The 16,336-nt window shown below is 64.7% G+C and carries 19 protein-coding genes; 4 read left to right on the forward strand and 15 right to left on the reverse strand.

Annotated features, from left to right (window positions below):
- The 3 genes from pgsA to EN857_RS04555 form a co-directional block, all read right to left on the reverse strand.
- Positions 1 to 597, reverse strand: coding sequence for a CDP-diacylglycerol--glycerol-3-phosphate 3-phosphatidyltransferase (gene pgsA, locus EN857_RS04545; RefSeq protein WP_127283678.1), 597 nt, complete (start codon positions 595 to 597; stop codon positions 1 to 3).
- Between the two features lie 102 nt (positions 598 to 699).
- Positions 700 to 2,790, reverse strand: a complete 2,091-nt coding sequence (gene uvrC / locus EN857_RS04550; protein ID WP_128346193.1) for an excinuclease ABC subunit UvrC — start codon at positions 2,788 to 2,790, stop codon at positions 700 to 702.
- Positions 2,787 to 3,548 (reverse strand): SDR family oxidoreductase, encoded by a 762-nt coding sequence (locus tag EN857_RS04555; RefSeq protein WP_127283680.1) that lies wholly within the window; start codon positions 3,546 to 3,548, stop codon positions 2,787 to 2,789. The genes uvrC and EN857_RS04555 overlap by 4 nt, the downstream gene beginning before the upstream one ends.
- A 414-nt stretch (positions 3,549 to 3,962) precedes the next feature.
- Between EN857_RS04555 and EN857_RS04560 the strand changes: the two genes are divergently transcribed.
- Positions 3,963 to 4,610, forward strand: a complete 648-nt coding sequence (locus EN857_RS04560) for an outer membrane protein (protein ID WP_127283681.1) — start codon at positions 3,963 to 3,965, stop codon at positions 4,608 to 4,610.
- Between the two features lie 92 nt (positions 4,611 to 4,702).
- Here EN857_RS04560 and EN857_RS04565 read toward each other — a convergent pair whose 3' ends face one another.
- A complete protein-coding gene (locus EN857_RS04565) occupies positions 4,703 to 5,122 on the reverse strand; it encodes a GFA family protein (RefSeq protein ID WP_127394158.1) in 420 nt (139 codons plus the stop codon).
- An 80-nt stretch (positions 5,123 to 5,202) separates the two neighbouring features.
- Positions 5,203 to 5,586, reverse strand: a complete 384-nt coding sequence (locus tag EN857_RS04570) for a TfoX/Sxy family protein (protein ID WP_128346192.1) — start codon at positions 5,584 to 5,586, stop codon at positions 5,203 to 5,205.
- A gap of 269 nt (positions 5,587 to 5,855) precedes the next feature.
- Here EN857_RS04570 and EN857_RS04575 point away from each other — a divergent pair, with 269 nt between their 5' ends.
- Positions 5,856 to 6,515: a hypothetical protein gene (locus EN857_RS04575; protein WP_245493313.1), complete on the forward strand. Its 660-nt coding sequence runs from the start codon at positions 5,856 to 5,858 to the stop codon at positions 6,513 to 6,515.
- Between the two features lie 97 nt (positions 6,516 to 6,612).
- On the opposite strand, the gene EN857_RS04580 is transcribed toward EN857_RS04575, so the two are convergent.
- The 3 genes from EN857_RS04580 to EN857_RS04590 form a co-directional block, all read right to left on the reverse strand.
- Complete coding sequence (locus EN857_RS04580; protein ID WP_127393946.1) at positions 6,613 to 7,209, reverse strand: glutathione S-transferase family protein; 597 nt, start codon at positions 7,207 to 7,209, stop codon at positions 6,613 to 6,615.
- A 270-nt stretch (positions 7,210 to 7,479) separates the two neighbouring features.
- On the reverse strand, positions 7,480 to 7,860 hold the full coding sequence (locus tag EN857_RS34625) for a hypothetical protein (RefSeq protein ID WP_187331186.1): 381 nt from the start codon (positions 7,858 to 7,860) through the stop codon (positions 7,480 to 7,482).
- A 632-nt stretch (positions 7,861 to 8,492) separates the two neighbouring features.
- Positions 8,493 to 9,023, reverse strand: coding sequence for a DinB family protein (locus tag EN857_RS04590; RefSeq protein WP_127393948.1), 531 nt, complete (start codon positions 9,021 to 9,023; stop codon positions 8,493 to 8,495).
- 96 nt (positions 9,024 to 9,119) lie between these two features.
- Between EN857_RS04590 and EN857_RS04595 the strand changes: the two genes are divergently transcribed.
- Complete coding sequence (locus EN857_RS04595; protein WP_127309368.1) at positions 9,120 to 9,710, forward strand: TetR/AcrR family transcriptional regulator; 591 nt, start codon at positions 9,120 to 9,122, stop codon at positions 9,708 to 9,710.
- Between the two features lie 22 nt (positions 9,711 to 9,732).
- Here the strand turns inward: EN857_RS04595 and EN857_RS04600 are convergent, their stop codons facing one another.
- The 7 genes from EN857_RS04600 to EN857_RS04630 form a co-directional block, all read right to left on the reverse strand.
- Entirely contained in the window at positions 9,733 to 10,569 is an 837-nt protein-coding gene (locus EN857_RS04600; RefSeq protein ID WP_127392421.1) for a DMT family transporter, read from the reverse strand.
- Positions 10,566 to 11,147, reverse strand: a complete 582-nt coding sequence (locus EN857_RS04605) for a TetR/AcrR family transcriptional regulator (RefSeq protein WP_127283596.1) — start codon at positions 11,145 to 11,147, stop codon at positions 10,566 to 10,568. The genes EN857_RS04600 and EN857_RS04605 overlap by 4 nt, the downstream gene beginning before the upstream one ends.
- A 183-nt stretch (positions 11,148 to 11,330) precedes the next feature.
- Positions 11,331 to 11,945, reverse strand: coding sequence for a LysE family translocator (locus EN857_RS04610; RefSeq protein WP_127392422.1), 615 nt, complete (start codon positions 11,943 to 11,945; stop codon positions 11,331 to 11,333).
- Positions 11,946 to 12,059: 114 nt separating this feature from the next.
- Positions 12,060 to 12,512, reverse strand: a complete 453-nt coding sequence (locus EN857_RS04615) for a hypothetical protein (RefSeq protein ID WP_127392423.1) — start codon at positions 12,510 to 12,512, stop codon at positions 12,060 to 12,062.
- A 192-nt stretch (positions 12,513 to 12,704) separates the two neighbouring features.
- Complete coding sequence (locus EN857_RS04620; RefSeq protein ID WP_127392424.1) at positions 12,705 to 13,553, reverse strand: 23S rRNA (adenine(2030)-N(6))-methyltransferase RlmJ; 849 nt, start codon at positions 13,551 to 13,553, stop codon at positions 12,705 to 12,707.
- Positions 13,554 to 13,560: 7 nt separating this feature from the next.
- Positions 13,561 to 14,184, reverse strand: a complete 624-nt coding sequence (locus EN857_RS04625) for a hypothetical protein (protein ID WP_127392425.1) — start codon at positions 14,182 to 14,184, stop codon at positions 13,561 to 13,563.
- A gap of 16 nt (positions 14,185 to 14,200) precedes the next feature.
- Positions 14,201 to 14,896 (reverse strand): TetR/AcrR family transcriptional regulator, encoded by a 696-nt coding sequence (locus EN857_RS04630; RefSeq protein WP_127283591.1) that lies wholly within the window; start codon positions 14,894 to 14,896, stop codon positions 14,201 to 14,203.
- An 85-nt stretch (positions 14,897 to 14,981) separates the two neighbouring features.
- Between EN857_RS04630 and EN857_RS04635 the strand changes: the two genes are divergently transcribed.
- On the forward strand, positions 14,982 to 15,461 hold the full coding sequence (locus EN857_RS04635; RefSeq protein WP_187331187.1) for a carboxymuconolactone decarboxylase family protein: 480 nt from the start codon (positions 14,982 to 14,984) through the stop codon (positions 15,459 to 15,461).
- Positions 15,462 to 16,336 lie beyond the last annotated feature (875 nt).

Genomic DNA, 16,336 nt, shown 5'->3' on the forward strand with positions numbered 1-16,336 from the left:
TCACTCGTCCATGATGTGCTTGAGGCCGGCGCGGAAATAATCGTAACCGGTGTAGAGCGTCACCAGCGCCGCGATCCATAGCAGCACCAGCCCGGTCTGGGTGGTCAGCGGGAAGATCTTGTCGCCGGCGGGACCCGCGAGCAGGAAGGCGATGGCGACCATCTGGATGGTGGTCTTCCATTTGGCGAGCTGGGTGACGGGCACCGAGACCTTGAGGGCCGCCAGATATTCGCGCAGGCCCGAGACCAGGATCTCGCGGCACAGTATGATGATCGCCGCCCACAGCGACCAGCCGGCGATGCCGGCATGGCGGTCGGTATCGGCGGCAAGCAGCAGCAGGCAGGTCGAGACCAAAAGCTTGTCGGCAATCGGGTCGAGCATCTTGCCGATGTTGGAGGTCTGCTGCCAGGCACGCGCCAGATAGCCGTCGAAATAATCGGTGATGGAAGCGAGCAGGAAGATGGCCAGCGCCGACCAGCGGGCGAAGTCGGAAGACTTCAGATGGCCCTCGAGGAAAAAGCACAGCACCACCAGCGGCACCGCGATGATGCGGGCGTAGGTGAGGATATTCGGCAGGTTGAACGCGCGCTGGGCCATCTTCTCGGGAACTCTTTCTGCCTGCGTACTCAAATCAGAAGGGAATGTGGGGGGTCAACAGGGCAGATTCGATTGGTCAGCCGAAAATAGGCGCAAGAATGGTCAGCTGTCATGAAAATGGTTGTAAACCAGCTTCGCCATCTGCTCGGAGATGCCGTCGACCTTGACCAGATCCTCGACCGCGGCACGGCTGACCGCCTTGGCGGTGCCGAAATGCAAAAGCAGCGCTCGCTTGCGGCCGGGGCCGATGCCGGCGATCTCGTCGAGCGGGCTCTTGACCATCTCCTTCTTGCGGCGGGCGCGGTGGGAGCCGATGGCGAAGCGGTGCACCTCGTCGCGCAGGCGCTGGACGAAATAGAGCACGGGATCGCGCACCGGCAGGGTGAAGGAGTCCCTGCCCCGGACGAAGAAGCGCTCGCGGCCGGCGTCGCGATCCTGGCCCTTGGCGATGCCGATCGCGGCGACGCGGTCCTCGATGCCGAGATCGGCGAGGATCTTGCGCACCGCCGTCATCTGGCCCTGGCCGCCGTCGATCAGGATGACGTCGGGCCAGGCCGGGAAGGCTCCATTGCCGCCGACAAGATCGTCGGCCGTTTCGTCCTCGACTTCGGCAGCCGCCACCTCGCTTGAGGGCTGGACATCGCCATGCTCCTTCAGCAAGCGCGAAAAACGCCGCTCCATCACCTCGCGCATCATGCCGAAATCGTCGCCAGGCGTGATCTCGGTCGAGCGGATGTTGAATTTGCGGTATTGGTTCTTCACGAAACCTTCGGGCCCGGCAACGACCATGGCGCCGACGGCGTTGGTGCCCATGATGTGCGAGTTGTCGTAGACCTCGATGCGCACCGGCCGCTTGGCCAGGCCGAAGGTCTCGGCAAAACCGGTAAGCAGGCGCGCCTGCGTCGAGGTTTCGGCCAGCCGTCGGCCGAGCGCCTCGCGCGCGTTCTGCAGCGCGTTGTCGGTCAGGTCCTTCTTCTCGCCGCGCTGCGGCACCGAGATCGACACCTTGCGGCCGGCGCGGGTCGAGAGCGCCTCGGCGAGCAGATCCTGCTCCTCGACGGCAAGCGAGAGCAGGATGGCACGCGGCGTCGGCTTGTCGTCATAGAACTGCGCCAGGAACGAGCCCAGCACTTCCGATCCCTCCAGCGCCGGGTCGGCCTTGGGGAAATAGGCTCGGTTGCCCCAGTTCTGGCCGGTGCGGAAGAAGAACACCTGGATGCAGGTCTGGCCGCCCTCCTGGTGGATGGCGAAAACGTCGGCCTCCTCGACGGTTTGCGGGTTGATGCCCTGATGCGCCTGCACATGCGAGAGCGCGGCCAGCCGGTCGCGATAGATGGCGGCACGCTCGAAATCGAGCTCCTCGGACGCCTGCTGCATGGCGGTCGAGATCTCGGTCTTCACCTTGAGGCTGCGACCGGAGAGGAAATCCTTCGCCTCGGCGACCAGCCCGGCATAATCCTCATGCGAGATCTCGCCGGTGCACGGACCGGCGCAGCGCTTGATCTGGTAGAGCAGGCACGGCCGGGTGCGGTTCTCGTAGAAGGAATTGGTGCAGCTTCTCAAAAGAAAGGCGCGCTGCAGCGAGTTGATGGTGCGGCCGACCGCGCCGGCCGAGGCAAAGGGGCCGAAATAGTCGCCTTTGCGCGAGCGCGCGCCGCGATGCTTGTAGATGCCGGGCGAGACATGGTCGCCGGTCAAGAGGATGTAGGGGAACGATTTGTCGTCCCGCATCAGCACGTTGAAACGGGGTCGCAGCCGCTTGATGAGGTTCGCCTCGAGCAGCAGCGCCTCGATCTCGGTGCGGGTGACGACGAACTCCATCGTCGCCGTCTCGCGCACCATGCGGCCGATGCGCAGCGTGTGGAAGCGCCCTTGCGCGTAGTTGGTGACGCGCTTCTTCAGGCTGCGCGCCTTGCCGACATAGAGCACATCGCCGGCAGAGTTCATCATGCGATAGACGCCGGGCGCGTTAGGCAGCCGCTTGACCAGCGTCTGGATCACCTCGGCGCCGACCATGCCGTCGGCGTCTCCGGCATGCGGCGTCCAGTCTATGGCGGTGAAGGCGACGTCCGGTCCGGCCGGGACGGCTTCCGGCTCCACGATCTCCTCGGCCGCATCGTCCTCGAGATCGATCTCGGGGGGCAGGTCGTCGGCAGCGCCGCGCGTCTTGTGTTTTTGCTCTGCGGGACTCATTCCACCATGCCTGTCACATCGGGCGTCTGCCACGCAAGATGCTGGCCGCCGTCGAGCGCGATCATCTGGCCGGTGACCGAGCGCGCTTGCCAGAGATAGCGGATGGTAGCGCCGAATTCGGTCAAATCCGGGCCACGCTTGAGGATCAGCCCGTCGAGCTGCGCGGCGAAATCATCATCGTCCTGGCGGACGCTCTTCAGCGTCGGGCCGGGGCCGATGGCGTTGACGCGGATGCGAGGCCCGAGCGCCTGCGCCAGCATCTCGGTTTGCGTCCACAGCGCCGACTTCGACAGCGCATAGGAAAAATAGCGCGGCGTCGGGCGCCAGACGCGCTGGTCGATGATGTTGACGATCAGCCCCTCCTCGCCTTCCGGCAGGGCGCGGGCGAAATTCTGCGCCAGCAGCGCCGGCGTCTTCACATGGATGGCGAAGTGGCGGTCCCAAGCCTGCCAATCGAAATCCTCGACACTGTCGTCGACGAAAAGCGAGGCATTGTTGACGAGCAGCGTGACGGGGCCAAGCGCCGCCTCGGCGCGGCCGACGAGATCGCCGACCGCATCCATGTCGGTGAGGTCGGCGGCGACGACCGCGGCGCGGCCGCCCTTGCCCCTTATCTGTTCCGCCAGCGCCTCGGCCTCGGCGCCCGAACGGTTGGCGTGGATGGCGACCGCGAAGCCGTGTGCCGCCAGATCCTCGACGATCGCCTTGCCGATCCGTTTTGCGCCACCGGTCACCAGCGCCGTCGCGGTCTTGGTCATCTGTCAATCCTCAATCGGCGCCTCGATTCCACCAGCCGGCACATTATGACCGGCTGAGGGGTTAAACGCCGTTTCCACCTGGGGCGGGAATGTGGCGAAGCGGCCTCGCCGCAACCTTTGCGTGATCCGGATTCGCGCCGGCAGGATCGCAATATAGGATGCTCGACTCCTTGTACCAAGCCGCGTGCAGCGCAGCATGAAAGCGCTGCTGACATTTCGCTGTTGCGAAGATGCAACGTCACGGTTCAGCCTCATTCGCGCCGGGGAATGACCCAAGTTCAGGTTCGCTTCAGCCGCATTTCGACACGACATTCGGAACCGTTGAGCGCCGGGTCCGTTTATCCCCCCGGACGGGTCTTGGGGTGCTCATGAACAACAAGCCTACGTGTCCTGTGGCTTAAGGAGTAAAGAACAATGCAAGCCAATCTCAAATTCGCACGGCCGCTGGCTGTTGCCCTCGGGCTCTTCGCCCTCGGCGGTACCGCTTACGCAGCCGACGTCGTCTCTGAAGAGCCGCCGGCGCCCGCCCCGGTTGCCGAACTCCCCGTCGCTTCCTGGGCCGGTCCGTATCTCGGTCTGAGCGCCGGCTACGGCTTCAGCGGCCATGCCGACGTTTCCGGCGGCCCCGACATCAAGACCAAGGGCTTTGTCGGCGGCGTCTTCGGCGGCTACCAGTGGCAGCAGGAGAACTTCGTGTACGGTGCTGAAGCCGATCTCGGCTACAACGGCGTCAAGGGTTCCAGCGCCGGCGTCGAAGCCAAGGGCGGCCTGGACGGCTCGCTGCGCGCTCGCCTCGGTTATTCCGTGACTCCGGAAATCCTGCTCTACGGCACCGGCGGTCTTGCGGCCAAGAACCAGAAGATCGACGACGGCGTCTCCAGCGACAGCAAGGCGATGCTCGGCTGGACGGCCGGTGTCGGCACCGACATCAAGATCACGGACAACGTGTTCGGCCGTGTCGAGTACCGCTACACCGACTACGGCGACAAGGACTTCGACAATGTCGGCAACGTCAAGTCGAAGGACAACCGCGTCACCTTCGGCGTCGGTATGAAGTTCTAAGTCGTCGAAGCCACGACACGAAAAAGCCGGGCCTCGCGCCCGGCTTTTTTTGTGCCTGCACTTGAACGGATGCCCCCGCACCTATCAGCTTGTCAGGTGCCTGGTCGATCGGCTGGCTTTTCCTGGAAGCCGTCATGGGCGGGTATCGATGGCAGCCGATCGAGCCATTTCATCCGCGATCGCGTCAAGACCTGCGCATCGGGCTGGTAGTCGTCCGGATTGGTCATGGTGGCGGCGTGTACGTGGATCTCGCGAGGCCATGTGTCGGAGCGGAAATAGAGCCTCGTACCGCAGGCCGGACAGAACCCGCGAAAGGTGTTCGGGCTGCTTTCAAAGTGCCTGATCTCGCCGGTCCAACTCACCTGCTCCGGCCGCATGCCGAGGAAGGCCGTCAGCGGGGCGGACGTGGCGCGCCGACAATCGGCGCAATGACAGACCAGATTGCGGGTGATGTCCCCGGAATAGGTCCAGGTGACCGCTTCGCACATGCAACGTCCCGTCAGAAACGCCATCGCAATCCTCCCGCCGGCCGCGTTGCCGAGCCGGTTCACGACACCAGTCGATGCAGCCCAAGATAGGCTGCTCCATCAACTCACATTCGCTTCTTTGCGACCTTGGCTGGCTTCGATTTCGTCGGCAGCGTCTCGACGAAGGCCAGCGCGAGATCGAGCCAGCTGGCGAGATCGGCTGCGCTCGCGGTGCCTTCCGGCGCGACGTGGACGTAACCCTCCATCCCGCGCCCTCCCATTTCCATCGGGCGCGCATGCGGACGGGCGACCGCCGCTTCATGCGCCGCCTTGCCGACGCGAACCAGCAGCCCGCGTTTCGAGGTGCCAATCAGCATGTTGCCGTTGAGCATGAAGCAGGTGCCGCCGAACATCTTCTGTTCGGTGAAGGCGCGCCGGCCAAGGGCTGCACGCAGGCGCTCGACCATGGGATCTGGCGCGACGCTGGTTTTGGTGACTGACTTCGCCATGCTCAGCCCTCCGCGAAATGCGCGGCGTCAAGCAAGCATGAAAGCAGGAGGAGATTCAAGCCGGAAGCAAGGGCGGAATTCTCGATCCACCCGGCGACGGAAGGCGTTTCCAAAGGCTGCAATTATTCTTGACTTAAATAATCATCTTAATCTAAGGCGAGCCACCAAGCCAACGGCGCGTCCCCTCCTGGGCGGCCTCAGCCAAAGTCATTCAACAAAAGAGACGTTCCCGGTCGGCGGGCACGCGCGAATGTAATTTGGCGGGCAACATGAACGGTCCTGAAATCTTCACCGTCTCACCGGTCACACTGGCCTCTTACGCCCGAACCTGCCTCAGGCTGGTTCATTTTGCGGGTCTGACTTTGGGGTTCGGAGGGGCCGTCTTCCTCGATCTCATGTTTTCACGCTACCGAAAGACCCCCGTGACGACCGAACTCGCCGACAATGTGGAGTGGGTCAGCAAGTTCGTGGCTCTGGGACTCGGTCTGCTTTGGGTCTCGGGGCTGGGATTCCTCGTGCTGTATCACTTCGCCGAGCCGGAAAAACTGACGAACCCGAAGATCTGGGCAAAGGTCGTGATCGTTGCGATCCTTACCCTCAATGGCGTCGCCATCCACAAACTGGTCATACCTTTTGTGCGTCGGCGGATCGGCAGCCAACTCCTTGTCGGCATGACACCCCGCATGCACGGCACTTTGGTTGGTTGCGGCGTCGTCTCCCTTGTGTCCTGGACGATGCCCGTAGTGCTCGGCACGGCGCCGCAACTGAACTTCGTCGTTCCGTGCGCGCTTATCCTGGCCGGATACGCGGCAGTTCTCGGACAGGCGTTTCTGATCGCAAACTTCTTGCTACGTCGCGCCTCGGGGAACATCTCGGTCCCGGCGTCGTCAACGCCGGGCGAGCCTGATCCAGGTCTTGCCCCTTCCTGAAAAGGCTCGCAACGCAAGGCAGTTCAGGGGAGGCGTGTCGCAGAGCGACCATGACGGTCACTCTCCACACAAGCGTCCCCCGGGGAGATCGCAGTTCTCAGCCTGGCACTGCCGGCTTCAGTTCCGGGAACTTCTCGTCGAAGCGCGCCGCCCAGCGGGTCAGCCGGCCGCGGCCCTTTTCCCATTTGCCGGCGAAGCGCAGCGCCAGATAGCCGAGCGTGGCGCGCAGCGCCATCTGGCCGGCGGTGATCTTCTTGGGCAGCTTCGGCGGGTTGGCGTTGAGCAGGTCGAGCGCGGTGGTGATCTTCGCCCACTGGCGATCGAGCCACGGCTGATAGACCATCTCTTCCGGCCGCGTGCGCCGCTCGTAGACCATCGACAGCGCGCAGTCGCAGATGCCGTCGGCAAGCGCCTCCAGCACCTCGGCCTCGAGCCGCTTGTCGGGATTGCGCGGGAACAGCGCGTTCTTCGATACGCGATTGAAATGCTGGGTGATGGCGCGGCTGTCGTAGATCGAGCGGCCGTCGTCGAGGACCAGCACGGGGATCTTGCCGAGCGGATTGGCGCCGATCAATTCGGCCGGCTTCTCCTCGGTCTTGACCGGCACTAGGTCGATGGCGATGCCGGCATAGAGCGCGGCCATGCGGACCTTCGAGCTGTAGGGAGAGGTGGAGGCGTAGAGCAGCTTCGGCATGGTCGGGTTCCTGATTGTCTGCGCGCACTGTTGACCGATCATGGCCGGCAAGACAACGGCCAGTGTCGCGAAACCGGACAGCCAATGCGCCGGAAACGAATTGCTGGCGAAGCCGGACAACAAAAAAGCTCCCGGAAGTTTGCCGACGGCAAAGTCCCGGGAGCTTTAGGGGGAGCGTGCGCTCCAGCTTCGCCAGCGACGCCGAACCGGCGAGAGGGGCACCGACGGCACCCGCCCTCACCTGTCCTTGTAGCGAGCGAAGCTACGCGATCACTTCTTGGCGGCCGGCTTCTTTGCCGGAGCTGCCTTCTTCACTGCAGACGCCGACTTGGCGGCGGCCGCCTTCATCGGTGCCTTGGCGGCGGGCTTGGCCGCTGCCTTGGCTGCAGGCTTCTTGGCGGCAGGCTTCGCTGCCTTGGCGGCAGGCTTCGCTGCTGCCTTGGCTGCGGGCTTCGCCGCTGCCTTGGCGGCGGGCTTGGCCGCGGCCTTGGCGACCGGCTTCTTGGCGGCGGGTTTCGCCGCTGCCTTCGCCGGAGCCTTGGCGGCTGCCTTCGGCGCTGCCTTCTTCACTGCGGGTTTCGCGGCAGCCTTCGGTGCCGCTTTCTTTGCCGGCGCTTTCGCCGCCGGCGCCTTGCTTGTCGTCTTTGCCATGCGATGCCCCTTGCGTTTTGCCGGCGATCGTCAGTGATCCGGCATGCTCATGCATATCTGACTCGCGGCTTTCTAGCCAGCGAAGCATTACACTGAATTTCGCAGATTAAATTTCGGTTACGGCGAAAGCATGCTCGCAATGATCGGCACTAACGTGCGCAGAGATTCTTCCCAGCCCGCCGCGAACTTCCGCGAGAGAAATTTGAAGCCTCGCGACTCATGCGATCTTCTCGTCAAGCATGGGAACTCCTAGCTATGGCGGCGGTCGTGCGCGTTCACCCGAAGAGCTGTCGTATCGGCTTGCTTGATAGAGCGACTGCAGAACAACTTAAAACTTAATGCGAGCTTTTAGCTCGTATATGTTCTGCCCGAACTAAGTGGCGGTGAAGCAGCATTCACTGCAGGACAACGCCACTCTCTGTGCCACCGACTTTCGTCACTCGGCAAGCCAAACCGTTGGCTTTCCGTTCGCGACACGGACCGCTCCTCAACTCCTCACTTGGGGGAAATTGGACGCCGCGTCGGCTTTCGCCAGTTGCCCATGCTGCAGGATTGAATGGGGCGCGAAGGAATGGTCTTATCCGCCACCTCGCGCAGCCGCTTTTCCCTTGAAATGCAAGGCTTTCGGGCCGTCACAGCCCGGCCGGCTCGCACACCTTCTGCAGCCTTCGCGAAGGCTCGGTCCGATGGAGATGGACGGCAAATGTGTCCCAGGGCGGAGTGACGCCGATTTGCGCGACGATGCGGCCGATCTCGCCGCGATGATAGCCGCCGTGGATGACGACATGGGTCAGCATTTCCTGGCGCGACATCATCGCCTTGTCGCCATCAGTGAAGGCGAACGGCATCGGCTCCGAGAGTAGATTGGGCGAGACGGTTTCCAGATAGTCGCGATACCAGCGATCCATCGCCGCGACATCGCCGTGCAACGTGTCGAGCGACGGCGTCTTCTCGGTGTTGTCGGAGGCAAAGCCGTGTTGCGTGCCGGAAAGATGCGCGGCGAATATCTTCGAGACGACAAGGTTGTGGTTGAGGAGACGGATCGCTGCGTGGCGCTCCTTCGCGTGCGCATCCGGGTCGAGGTGTGCGAGCTTCTCCAGCAGTTCGTCGTTGGCCCAGGCTTGATAGGCGAAGAGGCTGCGAAGCAAGTCAAGCGCGCTCATGGCCGGTGTTCCTTTTTTCGAAATGTGAGTATGTTGTTTATATTTTCGCGACGTGGAGCAAACATGTCTACTCGCATTGCAAAGCCGCGCATGCGCATGCGTAAGGTGCCGCGCCAGGCGCGTTCGCGGGCAACCGTCGAGGCGATCATCGAGGCGGGTGCTCATGTTCTGAGCGAGCTCGGATGGGCCGGCTTCACCACCAACAAGGTGGCCGAGGCGGCCGGCGTCAGCATCGGCTCGCTCTACCAATATTTTCCCGACAAGCTGTCGCTGCTCGAAGCGATCCGGCGCCGCCATTTCGATCAGGTGCTGTCGGTGATCGCCGAATCAGCCGAAGGCGGCAAACCGCTCAGGCGATTCGCGCAGGAGCTGGTGCGCGGCATGATCGAGGCGCACAGCATCCATCCGACGCTGCATCAGGTGCTGCTCGACGAAGCCCCAGGCGACCGCGGCTCGCGCGCCGCGCATGCCTCGTTCCAGGCCCGCTATCTCGAACACTACACGGCCGCCGTGGCGCAGTATCGCCGACGCCGGAAAGACGTCGAGACGATCGCGCGCGTGCTGTCGTCGGCGGTCGAGGGCGTGATCCACAATGCAGCGCGACGCGACATGCTGGACGCGCCGGAGCTGCGCAAGCAGCTGGTCGAGCTGATCTGCGCTTACCTCTCCGCCACGCGTACGGGATGATACGGTCGAACCCCTTCGCCGCTCACGCCTGGTAGCCGAGGCAGATGGCGCCGAGCGCGACGACGGCGCAGGCGCCGACGCGGCGCGGCGTCAGTTGCTCGCCGAGGAAGAACCGGCCGATGAAGGCGGCGAAGACGACGCTGGTTTCGCGGATGGCGGTGATCGGGCCGGCGGGGCCGAGCGCGAAGGCGGCGACCACCACGCCGTAGGCAAGCAGCGCGAACAGGCCGCCGGCCAGCGCCTTGCGGGTTTCCGGCGCGCTGAAGTCGACGATGAGCCTGCCGCGCAGCATGACGAAGGTGGCCGGCAGCAGGGCGCCGTAGATCAGCAGCACCCAGGCAGTGTAGGCGCCGCTGTCGCCGGCGGCGCGGACGCCGATCGCATCGACGGTCGCGTAGGCGGCGATGATCGCGCCCGTCGCCAGCGCGTAGAGGATCGACGTCGTCGATGCCCTTCCCTTGCCGAGCGACAGTCCCATGATGCCGCAGGCGACCAGCGCGACGCCGGCGATCTCCGGCGTGGTGAGCCGCTGGCCGGCCATGAGGAAGCTGCCAAGCGTAACCAGCAACGGCACGCTGCCGCGCACGATCGGATAGACCTGCCCCAGCTCGCCATAGCGGTAGGCGGCGACAAGGAACACGCTGTAGCCGACCTGCAGGCCGGCCGAGAGCACGACATAGGGCCAGGCGGCCGCGGCCGGAAGCGCGTGAAAAAGCGCCATGGGAATGGCGATGAACGTGCTGGAAAAGCTCATGACCGTGATCGTCCACAGCCTGTCGGCCCCCGTCCGCAGGAAGGCGTTCCAGCTGGCATGCAGGATGGCGGCGAACAGCGCCAGCCCGATGACCGCCGCGCTCATTGCCGCCCCCACGCGCCCGCGATGATGGCGGCCGCTGCCTTGCGGGCATTGCCGATGGCGGCGTCAGCCTCGCCCATCTGCGCCAGCAGCGTCGCCCCCTCGATCAGCATCAGCAGCGCCGCCGCGGCGCCCTCCGCCCGCTCCGGCGGCATCGTCTGCTCGAGGATCGCCTGCATGCGCGACCTCAGGCCATTCTTCTGGCGGGCGACGGCCTTGAACACCGGGTGGGCGGGATCGCCGAACTCGGCCAGCGCATGCGCGAACAGACAGCCATGGAAATCGGCGCTGCGGAACCAGCGCTCGTGCCAGTCGAGGATCGTCGCGATTTTTTGCCCGGGCGTCGCGGCTGCCGTCGCGAGCCGGTCGAGCTGGCGCTCGAAACGGCGGGCGCGATGATCCAGCACCGCGACGATCAACTCGTCCTTGCTCGGGAAATTCCGGTACATCGTCATCTTCGCGATGTCAGCCTCGGCGATGATCCGGTCGATGCCGGTGGCATGGAAGCCGTCGCGCTTGAACAGCGCATAGGCGGTGTCGACAACGTGCTGGCGTTTGGCCGAGGTGCGTGCGGGTGCCATGGCATCGCCCCGTGATGAGACAGGTCTGTCTCTTTTCTAGGACGTGAGCGTGCCTATGTCAACTGGCGAGTCGGCGCGATGGCTCGGAGACACAGACTATGGACTCACAGTTCGGGTCCGCGATGGCCAATCGCAGGCGAGCACCCGCCTTCCTGGGCCGGGAGCCGGCGGTCAGCGCTCCCCTTAGCGCGTGGCGACCACGGCCACGCCGGCGCCGATCATCGCGCCACCGGCGGCGCGGTTCACGCGGCGCACGACGGCGGGCGTCCGCAGCAGGCCGCGGGCGCGGCCGGCGAGAAGCACATGCCCGCCGATGACCACCGCCTCGACGACCAGGATCACCATTGCCAGCACGCCGAGATGACCGGGTGCGAGCGATGCGCCGACCACGTTCGGCAGCAGCGCCACATAGAACAACGGCATCTTCGGATTGCCGAGATTGAGCGCGACGCCGGTGGCGAAGGTCGCCAGCAGGCCCCGCCGGCCGGAGACGGGCTGCAGGTCAGGCACCACTGGCACGGCAGTCCACAGCCTGATGCCCATCCAGATCAGATAGGCCGCGCCGCCATAGCGCAGCATGGTCATGACGATCGCCATCTTGGCGGCGATGATCGACAGGCCGAAGGCGGCGAGCGCCAGGAAGATGAGGATGCCGACCACCGTGCCCGCGCCGTAGGCGATGCCCGACGCGGCGCCATTGGAGAGGGTGCGGGCGACGATCGTCATATTGTCCGGACCTGGGCTCGCGGCAAAGACGAAGAAGGCTGCCGCGAAGGCAAGCAGGGTCGCAATGTCCATGAAAACTCCCGAGTGTGATCAATCGCTCTCGGGAGATCAGGTTAGCCGATTTGCCACGCGGCGAAAGCCGGCAAAGCCGGAATCTTCGCTACGACAACCGCGCTTGCGCCTGGCTCAGCGCAGCACGCGGCAGCGGCCGTTATAGACCATCCAGCGGTCGAAGCCCGAAACGCAGAATTCGACATTGTCGCCGATCGAGGCAAAGCCCTGGCCTTCCTCGATCAGGTACCAGATGGTGCGGGCGCGACCGTCGGACAGGCTGACCGTGGCGCCGCAATAGCGGCGGCCGATCGGCCATTCCTCGCTGGCCGGCAGGTAGCGGTGCTGGTGGATGCGGCTGAAATCGGTGATTGCGACATCGGGCAGATGCGGCACGTGGCGCACCTGATAGGCGAAGCGGTTGGTGATCTTGTTCAGCACCCAGGCCTCGCCGCAGATGCCGCCGTCCTCCTCGGAATAGACGGCGAGGTCGGCGGCATGCGCCGCCTGGGTGAAGCCGAGCGACGTGGCCAGCGGCGTGCAGAGCGAAATCAGGGCGGCAAGAGCGGAACGAGCGAAGCGAGTCATGGCAGCCTCTCAAGGTCGATTGCGCGCACTGTGCGGATTCGCCGCTCAACGGTCAAGCGGTTGCGCTGGCAATGGTTTCCAAGGCATGGCCAGCGGCATCGACGGTCGATCGTCAATCCTCACAAGGCACCGCGCGGCCGAAGCCGGCGACACTTTCCCGCTTGGCTAGCGCCCCGGCCTGAAGTGGGCGGGCTACTCGCCCGCCAGCCAGTCAACCGTCCAGCGCGACGGCTGCGCGAGCGCCATCGCCTTGTGCAGGGCCGGCAGCATCAGGCGCAACTCGCCTTCCAGCGTGAAGGGCGGGTTGACCACCACCATGCCGGTGCCGTCGAGGCTGGGCTCGGCTGATGCCGGCCGGATCTCGAAGCCGATGTCGAGCAGCTTGGGGATGCCGGCATTCCTCAGCGCCGCCCTGAAGGCAGCGACCGCCTTGCGGTCCTTGATCGGATACCAGAGCGCGTAGATGCCGCCCGGCCAGCGCCTGTGCGCCTTCGACAGCCCGTCGACGAGGCGGGCGAACTCCCCCTCCTCCTCGAAAGGCGGATCGACGAGCACCAGGCCGCGTTTCTCCTTCGGCGGCAGATGCGCGCCGAGCGCCAGCCAGCCGTCGAGTTCGATCACCCTGGTCTGGAAATCGCCGGCGAAGACTGCTTTGAGCCGCTCCGCGTCCTGCGGATGCAGTTCGATCGCCGTCAGCCGGTCCTGCTTGCGCAGCAGGTGCCTGGCGATCAGAGGCGAGCCGGGATAGTTCTTCACCCCGCCTTCGGGGTTCACGGCGCGAACGGCCTCGAGGTAGGGCGCCAGCAGGGCGGCGACCCTGGTATCCAGATCCGCGCCGACCAGCCGGCCGATGCCGCCCAGCCATTCGCCGGTCTTCTGCGCTTCAACCGACGACAGGTCGTAGCGGCCGATGCCGGCATGGGTGTCGATGACGCGAAACGCCTTGTCCTTCTGCTTCAGATAGTCGAGCAGCCGCGTCAGCACGGCATGCTTGACGACATCGGCGAAATTGCCGGCGTGGTAGGCGTGGCGGTAGTTCATGCCGGGCTCAATTCGACGAGCCGCCGCGGCCCCAGCGCGGTGGTGGAGGCTGCGAGTTCGGGTTCGGCGGCCGGCCGCCGCGACCGCCGAACGCGAAGGAAAGCACCAGTCCGATCAGACCGGCTGCCATCAGCGCATAGCCGGCCGGCCGCGCCCGCCCGTCGATCGCGCCGGCCTCGGCGCGCAGCACGAGATCCACCGCGCGGATCGGGATGTCCTCGGCATCGCCCGGACCGACGGTGAAGAGATAGGGGCCGGCGCTGACCGTCTGGATCACGCCCGCCTCGTCGCGGAAGATCTTGTCCGGCAGTTGCGGGCTTGCCTGGCGCGGATTGTCGGAGTGGTTGAACTGGAGCGTCGAGGCGAGTTCGGTGCGACCGCCCGTGGCGGCGGTGAGCGTTAGCACGGTGCGCTGCTGCGAGACGATGCGTTCGGCCCGAGCGGTGAGATCCACCAGCACCCGCAGCGGCGCGTCGCGCGCGGCAAGCGGGATCGTCACCGGCCGGAAGCGGCCTTGCTCGTAGACCCGCCAGGTGCCGATCTCGTGGCCGGAGAAATTGCTCATCGCCCAGGGATAGAGGACGCCGATGGCGACGCCGGCGAGGAGAACAAGAACGAAGAGAAAGCGCATCGAGGGCCTTGGCTAGCTAATTGCTGTGGCCGCGATCGCTTCCAGCTTTTGCGGTCGCGGCCCGGGCACCATCGCGAATCCGCTCCATCTCGTCCAGCAGCATCTCCAGGCCGAGATCGAAGGTCTTGTCGAAACCGGTGGTGCCGAAATAGGCCCCGGCCGCCACGACGCTGGGAAAATCCCGCGCCATCTCCTCGCTGCTGACGGTGGTGACGGCCGACGGGCCCTTGGCATAGCCGGCGGTCTCGTCGAGGATCGCCCCCATCAGGTAATAGCCAGCGGCACGGAACAGCCGGGCGCTGAGCTCGGGCCCGAAGCCGCCCGCCTCGAACAGGCCGATGATGCTGTTCAGCTTGGCCAGACATGGCGGCGAGTTCATGCGGTAGACGACGATGAACGGCGCGAAGGCCGGATGCTCGGTCGCGACGCGGCGGAACTCCTGCATGCCGATGCGGACCCGTTCGCGCCAGGGCAGGCCGTCGCCGGGGATCACCAGCGCGTTCATCTGCCGGTCGACCAGCGCCTCATAGAGATGCGCCTGCGAAGGATAGTGATGATAGATGCTCATCGCCTCGCAGCCGAGCGCCGCGGCGAGTTTTCGCATCGAAAAGCCGGAAAGGCCCTCCCGTTCGATCACCTCGAAGGCGGCGTCCTCGATCATCTCGCGGGACAGCCGGCCGCGCGCTCGCTTTTTTTTGATCGATGAGTCCATGGCGTCGCTTGACAGCTTACACTGTAAGGTTCATTTTCTGCCCTACCTTACATCGTAAGGCTAACAAACACCAGAGGAGAAAAACATGTCGGCCCGTCGCACGCTTTCGATCACACAGTCCTCCCTTCGCCTTGCCTCCGCATCCATGCTGGCTACCGCTTGCGCGCTGACCCTGACCCTGGCCTCGGCGCCCGCCCAGGCCGACGACTACGACGCCACCATCAAGGACATCCAGTCGACCATGGGCGGCGTGCCAAGCTTCGTGAAGCAGTTCCCGAAGGCCGGTCTGCCCGGCGCCTGGGCCGAGGTCAAGGCCATCGAGCTCAGCGACAAGACGGCGCTGCCGCCCAAGGTCAAGTCGCTGATCTCGCTGGCGGTCGCCGCCCAGATCCCGTGCAACTACTGTATATGGTCGGACACGCAGGACGCCAAGCGCGCCGGCGCCACCGACGAGGAGATCCAGGAGGCTGTGGCGATGGCTGCGCTAACCCGCCACTGGAGCACCATCTTCAACGGCATGCAGGTCGATTTCGAGCAGTTCAAGAAGGAAATGGGCGGCGAATAGGAGAGGAATGGGGCGGCGGGCAGCCCGCCGGCAGCAAGGATCTGGTTGATCGACAAGGCCCGTCATCGGCGGGCCTTGCTTGCTGCCGCCGATGGCTACCGCGCTCTTCCTCCAACTCGCGCGGCGCGGCATGCTGCGCCCTTCGGTCGCCGGATCAAGCCCGGCCGTTCAATGCATCCCAGAGTGGCAGACCTCACGCCGTTCCGGTTGAAACCGGGCCGCGGCGCCCGGATGACGGGCACGCCCGCCTGCCCGGCGAGATATGCGGCAGTCGCCGTCCGGCGCCGTCGCGCCTGTTTGCGATCCGGGCGAGTGCTGACAGAAATCGCGCCAACTCTTTACCGACATAGAACGGAGCCTGGTCAAGAAAACCTGTATTTCCCAAGATTGAGCAAAGCACATCCGCAGCGCACGGAAAGACAGACACCCGCTGCATTTGCCGGTTCGATAAGTCGACACCTTCAAGTCCGCTGGCCCCTTCGCCAACAAGCTTTGCGAGGCTCCCAGAGAGCCTGCCTCGCCGGGGGCCGCAGCCGATTTCGCCCACCATTCCGGACCGGCAGGCAGCCCGATTCGTAAGGTGCATGATTAACCAATCACCAATGTATGAGGTTAACGGATCGCTAATTTAGTTGACTACAATCGCCATAGGTATATTTTTATATGCGTTGGGTGTGCAATTTGGGCGAGCAAGATCGGCGATGGTGGCAACCAGACGCGTGATCGCGATTCACGGGGCATAGCGGGCTGAGCGGCAACCAATAAGCCGTACGGCACTGCTCCCGCAAACTCAGACGTTTTTACGCACATCATGGGTGATGGCGCCTCGGCTTACGCTGAGGGTCGCTACTGTTTCGGGACTTGGTCGAGCAACG

Source organism: Mesorhizobium sp. M4B.F.Ca.ET.214.01.1.1 (assembly GCF_004791545.1).
Lineage (GTDB): Bacteria > Pseudomonadota > Alphaproteobacteria > Rhizobiales > Rhizobiaceae > Mesorhizobium > Mesorhizobium abyssinicae.

Bases quoted from the DNA above. Each gene is read 5' to 3' on its own strand.
- pgsA (WP_127283678.1), bottom strand. From the start codon at position 597: ATGGCCCAGCGCGCGTTCAACCTGCCGAATATCCTCACCTACGCCCGC.
- uvrC (WP_128346193.1), bottom strand. From the start codon at position 2,790: ATGAGTCCCGCAGAGCAAAAACACAAGACGCGCGGCGCTGCCGACGAC.
- EN857_RS04555 (WP_127283680.1), bottom strand. From the start codon at position 3,548: ATGACCAAGACCGCGACGGCGCTGGTGACCGGTGGCGCAAAACGGATC.
- EN857_RS04560 (WP_127283681.1), top strand. From the start codon at position 3,963: ATGCAAGCCAATCTCAAATTCGCACGGCCGCTGGCTGTTGCCCTCGGG.
- EN857_RS04565 (WP_127394158.1), bottom strand. From the start codon at position 5,122: ATGGCGTTTCTGACGGGACGTTGCATGTGCGAAGCGGTCACCTGGACC.
- EN857_RS04570 (WP_128346192.1), bottom strand. From the start codon at position 5,586: ATGGCGAAGTCAGTCACCAAAACCAGCGTCGCGCCAGATCCCATGGTC.
- EN857_RS04575 (WP_245493313.1), top strand. From the start codon at position 5,856: ATGAACGGTCCTGAAATCTTCACCGTCTCACCGGTCACACTGGCCTCT.
- EN857_RS04580 (WP_127393946.1), bottom strand. From the start codon at position 7,209: ATGCCGAAGCTGCTCTACGCCTCCACCTCTCCCTACAGCTCGAAGGTC.
- EN857_RS34625 (WP_187331186.1), bottom strand. From the start codon at position 7,860: ATGGCAAAGACGACAAGCAAGGCGCCGGCGGCGAAAGCGCCGGCAAAG.
- EN857_RS04590 (WP_127393948.1), bottom strand. From the start codon at position 9,023: ATGAGCGCGCTTGACTTGCTTCGCAGCCTCTTCGCCTATCAAGCCTGG.
- EN857_RS04595 (WP_127309368.1), top strand. From the start codon at position 9,120: ATGCGTAAGGTGCCGCGCCAGGCGCGTTCGCGGGCAACCGTCGAGGCG.
- EN857_RS04600 (WP_127392421.1), bottom strand. From the start codon at position 10,569: ATGAGCGCGGCGGTCATCGGGCTGGCGCTGTTCGCCGCCATCCTGCAT.
- EN857_RS04605 (WP_127283596.1), bottom strand. From the start codon at position 11,147: ATGGCACCCGCACGCACCTCGGCCAAACGCCAGCACGTTGTCGACACC.
- EN857_RS04610 (WP_127392422.1), bottom strand. From the start codon at position 11,945: ATGGACATTGCGACCCTGCTTGCCTTCGCGGCAGCCTTCTTCGTCTTT.
- EN857_RS04615 (WP_127392423.1), bottom strand. From the start codon at position 12,512: ATGACTCGCTTCGCTCGTTCCGCTCTTGCCGCCCTGATTTCGCTCTGC.
- EN857_RS04620 (WP_127392424.1), bottom strand. From the start codon at position 13,553: ATGAACTACCGCCACGCCTACCACGCCGGCAATTTCGCCGATGTCGTC.
- EN857_RS04625 (WP_127392425.1), bottom strand. From the start codon at position 14,184: ATGCGCTTTCTCTTCGTTCTTGTTCTCCTCGCCGGCGTCGCCATCGGC.
- EN857_RS04630 (WP_127283591.1), bottom strand. From the start codon at position 14,896: ATGGACTCATCGATCAAAAAAAAGCGAGCGCGCGGCCGGCTGTCCCGC.
- EN857_RS04635 (WP_187331187.1), top strand. From the start codon at position 14,982: ATGTCGGCCCGTCGCACGCTTTCGATCACACAGTCCTCCCTTCGCCTT.